General features: G+C 56.4%; 6 protein-coding genes. 2 read left to right on the top strand and 4 right to left on the bottom strand.

Annotated features, from left to right (window positions below):
- The first annotated feature begins 318 nt into the window (after nucleotides 1-318).
- Nucleotides 319-654: a DUF2834 domain-containing protein gene (locus tag QMX93_RS18810; RefSeq protein WP_282357614.1), complete on the top strand. Its 336-nt coding sequence runs from the start codon at nucleotides 319-321 to the stop codon at nucleotides 652-654.
- A gap of 130 nt (nucleotides 655-784) precedes the next feature.
- Here the strand turns inward: QMX93_RS18810 and QMX93_RS18805 are convergent, their stop codons facing one another.
- Nucleotides 785-1,708, bottom strand: coding sequence for a magnesium transporter CorA family protein (locus QMX93_RS18805; RefSeq protein ID WP_282357613.1), 924 nt, complete (start codon nucleotides 1,706-1,708; stop codon nucleotides 785-787).
- Between the two features lie 7 nt (nucleotides 1,709-1,715).
- Nucleotides 1,716-3,290: a RimK family protein gene (locus tag QMX93_RS18800; RefSeq protein ID WP_249342405.1), complete on the bottom strand. Its 1,575-nt coding sequence runs from the start codon at nucleotides 3,288-3,290 to the stop codon at nucleotides 1,716-1,718.
- Nucleotides 3,291-3,382: 92 nt separating this feature from the next.
- Between QMX93_RS18800 and QMX93_RS18795 the strand changes: the two genes are divergently transcribed.
- Nucleotides 3,383-4,483 carry a peptidase C39 family protein gene (locus QMX93_RS18795; protein WP_282357612.1) on the top strand — a complete coding sequence of 367 codons (1,101 nt, stop codon included), beginning with the start codon at nucleotides 3,383-3,385 and terminating at the stop codon, nucleotides 4,481-4,483.
- Between the two features lie 129 nt (nucleotides 4,484-4,612).
- On the opposite strand, the gene QMX93_RS18790 is transcribed toward QMX93_RS18795, so the two are convergent.
- Complete coding sequence (locus QMX93_RS18790) at nucleotides 4,613-5,758, bottom strand: PQQ-dependent sugar dehydrogenase (RefSeq protein WP_282357611.1); 1,146 nt, start codon at nucleotides 5,756-5,758, stop codon at nucleotides 4,613-4,615.
- 52 nt (nucleotides 5,759-5,810) lie between these two features.
- Entirely contained in the window at nucleotides 5,811-6,152 is a 342-nt protein-coding gene (locus QMX93_RS18785; protein WP_282357610.1) for a hypothetical protein, read from the bottom strand.
- Between the last annotated feature and the right edge of the window lie 71 nt (nucleotides 6,153-6,223).

The following is a 6,223-nucleotide window of genomic DNA, read 5'->3' as shown; positions in this document are numbered from 1 at the left end:
CTGCCGCAGGCTGCGATCTGTTGATCTTCAATAAAATCAACATCAAAAGATCGCAGCCTGCGGCAGCTCCTACATGAGCGGTGTTTCGAACCCCGGAGACAGAAAGTAAAAACCCGCCTCTAGGGCGGGTTGGGTGCTGCAGTCGTGAGCTAGCCCGCCAAGTGAGGAATGGCGGTAATAATAATGCTTGGCTGGCAGCGCAATACGTAGGTAGTCATGGCCTGAAAATTAGCCTGAACGCTGCTGGCACGTCAATGGCCAATTTTGCGTGGCGCGGGTAATCTGGCGATTCTGCTCATCAATTCAAGGAAGGAATGCATAATGTCTGTCGCCCTGCCCCTCACGGCTTTGCTGGCTTTTTCCGGTTACACCGTTTCGGTGATGCTCCAGGCTGAACAGTCGCTGATTGATTTTGGGATCAGCTTGATGTCGCGGCCGGATACGGCACAGGTGGTGATTGATTTGTACCTGCTGGCGACGTTGGCCGGGGTTTGGATGGTCAAGGATGCCAAGGCTCGTGGGCAGTCGGTTTGGTCGGTGGTTCCGTATCTGTTGCTGACGGCGGTGTTTGTGTCGGTGGGGCCGTTGTTATATCTGGTGGTTCGTGGGGTTCGGGAGCGTAGGAAAGTCAGCAATTCCGCGGCTGTGGGCTGATCTGAAATCACCTGTTTATTTTGAGATCCTCATCGCGAGCAGGCTCACTCCTACAGGGGATCTTCGCTACACCAAAGATCCATTGTAGGAGTGAGCCTGCTCGCGATGGGGCCGGGCCAGACAACACAAATCACCTGGCCAAGCGCCTCAGCCCAAACAACATCCCCCCTGCCCCCATCAACATCACCAGCAAAAACACCGGATAAGACACCCACCACGGTGTCCCCGCCGTCATCATGCTGAACTCCGACATCCCGCCAATACTCGCGATCAGGTTCAGCGGCAAAAACACCACGTTGATCAACGTCAGTTTGCGCAGCAGGTTGTTCATGCTGTTGTTCATCAGGTTACCGCGCGCGTCGATCAGCCCGGAGAACACCGTTGAGTAGATTTCAGCCTGTTTATAGCACTGGTTGTTTTCGATGATCAGGTCATCGATCAGGCCGAGCGCCTCGCTGGAAAAATGCTGTTTCTCGGCGTGATTACGCAGCCGTGTCAGCACCGCGCCGTTGCTGTGCAGGGCGTTGATGTAATAGATCAGGCTCTCGCTGAGGTTGAACATCTGCACCAGATGCTGGTTCTGCATCGAGGCGTTGAATTTTTGCTGCAACTCGCGGGCGACCAGTTTGATCACCTTCAAGTGGCCGAGGTAGTGATGGATGTTGTTGAACAGCAGATCAAGCAGCACATCCAGCGGCGTGTTTAACGGTTGGCGCGTGCCGAGACCATGCAGCGGCGTGTCGTCGGTGGCGATCACCAGCAATTGCCCCGGCGCGAACAGCAAGCCGCAGGACGACACCTCAAAGGCCAGGCTACCGCCACCAGAATAGTTTTCCGGGCGTTTCCAGATCAGGAATAGATGATCGGGGTGAAACTCGATGCGCGAGACTTCATCCGGGTCGAGCGCCGAGGCCAACGCATGTTCATCGACCTTGAAATGACTGTGCAGCAAGTCGCGCTCGGCGGCGTCGGGATTGCTGAACAGCATCACCTCGGCGTGGAATCGTTCAACCCGCTGTAACGCGCCGTGGCTCAGTGAGAAACTGCTGATCATCGGCGGCTCACCACGCTTGCCCGCGACGTTTGAGTTCCAGCCGCCGCACAAACTCTTCCAGCACCAGCGAATATAAATCGTCCTGCAAATACGCGTCTTCGATGCCTGCATCGAGGTTCGGGTTGTCGTTGACTTCTATCACCACCACTTTGTCGCCGGCCTGTTTCAGGTCGACGCCGTAGAGGCCATCGCCGATCAGGTTGGCAGTTTTCACCGCAAGGTCGACGACCGCGCGCGGCGCTTCATGGATCGCCATGGTCCGGCATTCGCCGTTGACGTCCTGACCTTTGGCTTTGTGGTTGTAGATCTGCCAGTGGCCCTTGGACATGAAGTACTGGCAGGCGAAGATCGGTTTGCGATTGAGTACGCCGATGCGCCAGTCGTATTCGGTGTAAAAGAATTCTTGGGCCAGCAATAACACCGAATGCTCGAACAATTCGGCGGTGGCTTCGAGCAGCGCTTGTTGGCTTTCGACTTTGATGACGCCGCGTGAAAAACAGCCGTCGGGGATTTTCAACACCAAGGGGAAACCGAGGCGTTCGCCGACCCGTTCGAAGTCTTCGGGTCGCTCTTTGTAGAGGATTTCGGTGGCGGGCATGCCCAGTTGATGGCTGTTGAGCAGATCCGTCAAATAGACCTTGTTGGTGCAGCGCAGGATCGACGTCGGATCGTCCATCACCACCAGCCCTTCGCTCTCGGCCTTCTTGGCGAACCGGTAGGTGTGGTTGTCGACGCTGGTGGTTTCGCGAATCAGCAGCCCGTCGTATTCGGCCAATCGCGCGTAATCCTTGCGCTCGATCAACTCGACATCGATGCCCATGGTTTTGCCGACCCGGACGAAATTTTCCAGTGCTTTGGGATTCGACGGCGGCAAGGCTTCCTGTGGGTCGTGCAGAATAGCCAGGTCATAACGTGCAACTTGCGGCGAGCGCGGCACACGCCAGACTTTACGGCTGAAACCGTCCAGCGCATTGGCAAACTGATCTTCCTGATCATCGCGTAACTTGTGCAACGCGCCGGACTTCACGCCCTCGATGTGCCAACCGTTAGTTCGGCGAAACTCAACTAACAGAATTGGACAAGGAAACACTTCAAACAACTGCCGCGCCAGATCCTGCAACGGCTCGATATGAGTCCTGCCGAAATACAGTGTCAGGGTAAACCCTTCGGTATCGCTGTAGAGGTGGTGACTAAGGGCTTTTTCCAGGGTTTTATCCAGGTCATCCAGTGCCAGGCCATAAAGTGATTTTTTCGTCAGTTCGCTGATGGTGCGCACCGACGGGATCACCTTGTGCCCACGGGCTTCCGCCAGCAGCGAGCAGTAATAGCCATGGCCCAAGTACTTGTAGCTGCGGCACAGGTTGATCACCTGAACCCGTTTGCCGGGCTCGGTTTCGCGTGTTTGCTCGAGGTATTCCTGAGCGGTGACGATGTCTTCGCTGGGAAAATAGGAAGCCCAATCTTCCTTGCGCTCGACAATGATCAACACTTGACTGGAGGTTCTGACCGCTGGTTTTAAATAAGTTGCCGTCGGCAAACTTTGCTCGGATACTTCCCGCCAATGACCCTGTACCGCTGACATAGAGATTGATCCGTTGGAGAACAAGACCTTTTCTATTAAGCACGAAGTTTTACGAAAGTCTCGTTTCGTTACGCAACTTTTACGGTGGTCATATGAGTACTGTTTTTCGCTTGGCCGTAGTTGAAGACTTGCCGGCGTTGCTGGCATTGGAAATGCAATGTTTCACCACGGATCGGCTCACCAGTCGCAGTTTTCACTGGATGATTACGCGCGCCCATGCGCAGTTGCTGGTCGCAGAACGCGATGAACATCTGCTCGGTTACGCGCTGGTGCTGTTTCATCGCGGCACCTCGTTGGCGCGGCTGTATTCGATTGCCCTGGCTGCCGAGGCTCGCGGTACAGGGCTGAGCAAGCAATTGCTGGAAAAAATCGAGGCCTGCGCGCTGGAACATGATTGCGCGTATCTGCGTTTGGAAGTGCGTACCGACAACCCCACCGCCATTGCCCTTTATGAGCGCAACGGTTACCGACGTTTTGCGCTGATCCACGATTACTACGAAGACCATGCCGATGCGTTGCGCTTGGAGAAACGCATTCTCCAGCACCGCGACTCACGCAGCATCACGGTGCCTTACTACGCGCAGACCACCGACTTCACCTGCGGCCCGGCCTGTCTGTTGATGGCCATGGGCGCCTTGGAGGCCGGACGCTTACTGGAGCGTCGTGAGGAATTACAGATCTGGCGTGAGGCGACGACCGTGTTCATGACCTCCGGCCATGGCGGCTGCAGCCCTCAAGGTTTGGCACTGGCGGCGTGGCGCAGAGGTTTTCGCGTGCGTTTGGAGCTGAGCCTGGAGGGGCCGCTGTTCCTTGATGGCGTACGCGATACGCATAAAAAAGACGTCATGCGTTTGGTGCATGAAGAGTTCACTGCGCAACTGGCAGAAACCGATGTGGAACGTTTGATCGGCGCAACAGTGGATTTGCCGCGATTGCTCGACGCCGGTGGCCAGCCTTTGCTGCTGATCAGCAGCTATCGTCTGACCCGCTCAAAATCACCGCACTGGGTTGTAGTGACCGATTGCGATGAGGACTTCGTTTACCTGCATGATCCCGATGTCGATCACAGCCAGCACCGACAACCGATGGACTGCCAGCACGTGCCAGTCAGTCATGGCGAGTTTGAAAAAATGTGCCGATTTGGCCGAGGAAAACTACGCGCCGCAGTGGTGCTATTCCCCCAAAACCTATAGCCACCAAAACCCCTGTGGCGAGGGGATTCATCCCCGATGGGCAGCGAAGCAGCCCTCTCTTTCTGGAGAAGCTGCACAATCCATCGGGGATAAATCCCCTCACCACAGATATAGAGCGCTCTCAGCGCCTTACTTCAAGCCAAGCTTGTACAACGAACCATTCGACTCATCCGTAAGCACATACAAATAACCATCCGGCCCTTGGCGCACATCCCGAATCCGCTCTTTAAGCTCGCCGAGCAAACGTTCCTCATGCACTACCTTATCGCCATCAAACTGCAACCGGATCAACTCCTGCGTCACCAATGCACCAATAAACGCGTTGTGCTGCCACGGTTTAAACCGGTCAGCATCGTAAAACGCCATGCCAGACACACCCGGTGATTTCTCCCAGACATGGTGCGGTGCAACCGTGCCTTCAGCCGTTTTACCCTGCGCTTCAGGGATCGGCTGCATCGAATAGTTGATGCCGTGAGTCGCCAGCGGCCAGCCGTAATTCTTCCCACGTTCGATGATGTTCACCTCATCGCCACCGCGTGGGCCGTGCTCGTTTTCCCAGAGCGTGCCGTTCCAAGGGTTGAGCGCCGCACCCTGCGGGTTACGCTGACCATAAGACCAGATTTCTGGACGCACACCGGATTGCCCGACAAAGGGGTTATCGTCCGGCACTCGGCCATCGGGATAAATGCGCACGACCTTGCCTTGCAGCTTGTCGAGATCCTGAGCGGTTGATCGATCATTGTTTTCACCCAAGGTGATAAACAGATAGCCGTCGCGATCAAACACCAGCCGTGAGCCGAAGTGATTGCCAACCGAGAGCTTCGGCTCCTGGCGGAAGATCACTTTGAAATCCTTCAGCGTTTTCAAATCATCCGACAGGCGCCCCCGCCCGACCGCTGTGCCGGCCTTGTCGCCCTTGCCACCACCTTCGGCGTAAGACAGGTACACCATGCGATCCTGTTTAAAGTCCGGCGACAGCGCTACATCAAGCAAACCGCCCTGCCCCTTGGCCCAGACTTGCGGTACGCCACTGATTGGCTCGGACAACTTGCCGTCCGTGCCCACTACACGCAGATTGCCCGGCCGCTCGGTTACCAACATGCCTTGGCGATCCGGCAAAAAAGCCAGTGCCCAAGGATGGTCAAGTCCTTGAGCAATCGTGGTGACTTCGAGGATGCCCTGCTCGCTTTTCAGCTCTTTGGGCGCTGCGGCGGATACCGGAGCACTGATCAGAACGCCGGCACACAGGCTGGCCAGTAGGGTTTTACGCAACATGCACGATTCCTTATGTTCGCTTGAAAGGCTGACAGAACCTCAGTCCTGCCGTTCAACGGTTGCTGTCGGTACCCCGTGAGGGTGGATTGGGAATAAACGTCGGCGGTGTACTTGGCACCGAACGAATCGGCTGGCCGTTGCCGATGCCACGGTTTTCCACGGTGGGCGTACGCGGCGTCGGCGCAGTGCTCGGCCCACGAATCGGCGGGTTGCTCGGCTGAGTGCCTTGCATGCTGTTGGGGTTGGCCCGGCGGATCGGACTGTTGTAGGGATTATTACTGTTGCCGGTCGCACTCTGCGCCAGCAACAGCGTCGAGGCTGGCACCGAGACGCCCGCATAAGCCCAACCCACGCTCAAGCCGAGGACGGCGATGCCAAGCAGAATTCGGTTCATGGGGCAGCCTCTCGATGCAAGTGGATTAGAGCCTTCGAGTCCACGCTACGCCCAGGGTTCGCATTTGTTAA

The sequence above is a fragment of the Pseudomonas sp. PS01303 genome, from assembly GCF_029959385.1.
Classification (GTDB): domain Bacteria; phylum Pseudomonadota; class Gammaproteobacteria; order Pseudomonadales; family Pseudomonadaceae; genus Aquipseudomonas; species Aquipseudomonas rustica.
Note: the sequence above shows the minus strand (reverse complement) of the source record. Positions and strands in the feature narration are given on the sequence as shown.

What these genes read in the sequence shown, in the direction of transcription:
- QMX93_RS18805 (WP_282357613.1), bottom strand. Translation starts at nt 1,708, where the DNA reads ATGATCAGCAGTTTCTCACTGAGCCACGGCGCGTTACAGCGGGTTGAA.
- QMX93_RS18800 (WP_249342405.1), bottom strand. Translation starts at nt 3,290, where the DNA reads ATGTCAGCGGTACAGGGTCATTGGCGGGAAGTATCCGAGCAAAGTTTG.
- QMX93_RS18795 (WP_282357612.1), top strand. Translation starts at nt 3,383, where the DNA reads ATGAGTACTGTTTTTCGCTTGGCCGTAGTTGAAGACTTGCCGGCGTTG.
- QMX93_RS18790 (WP_282357611.1), bottom strand. Translation starts at nt 5,758, where the DNA reads ATGTTGCGTAAAACCCTACTGGCCAGCCTGTGTGCCGGCGTTCTGATC.
- QMX93_RS18785 (WP_282357610.1), bottom strand. Translation starts at nt 6,152, where the DNA reads ATGAACCGAATTCTGCTTGGCATCGCCGTCCTCGGCTTGAGCGTGGGT.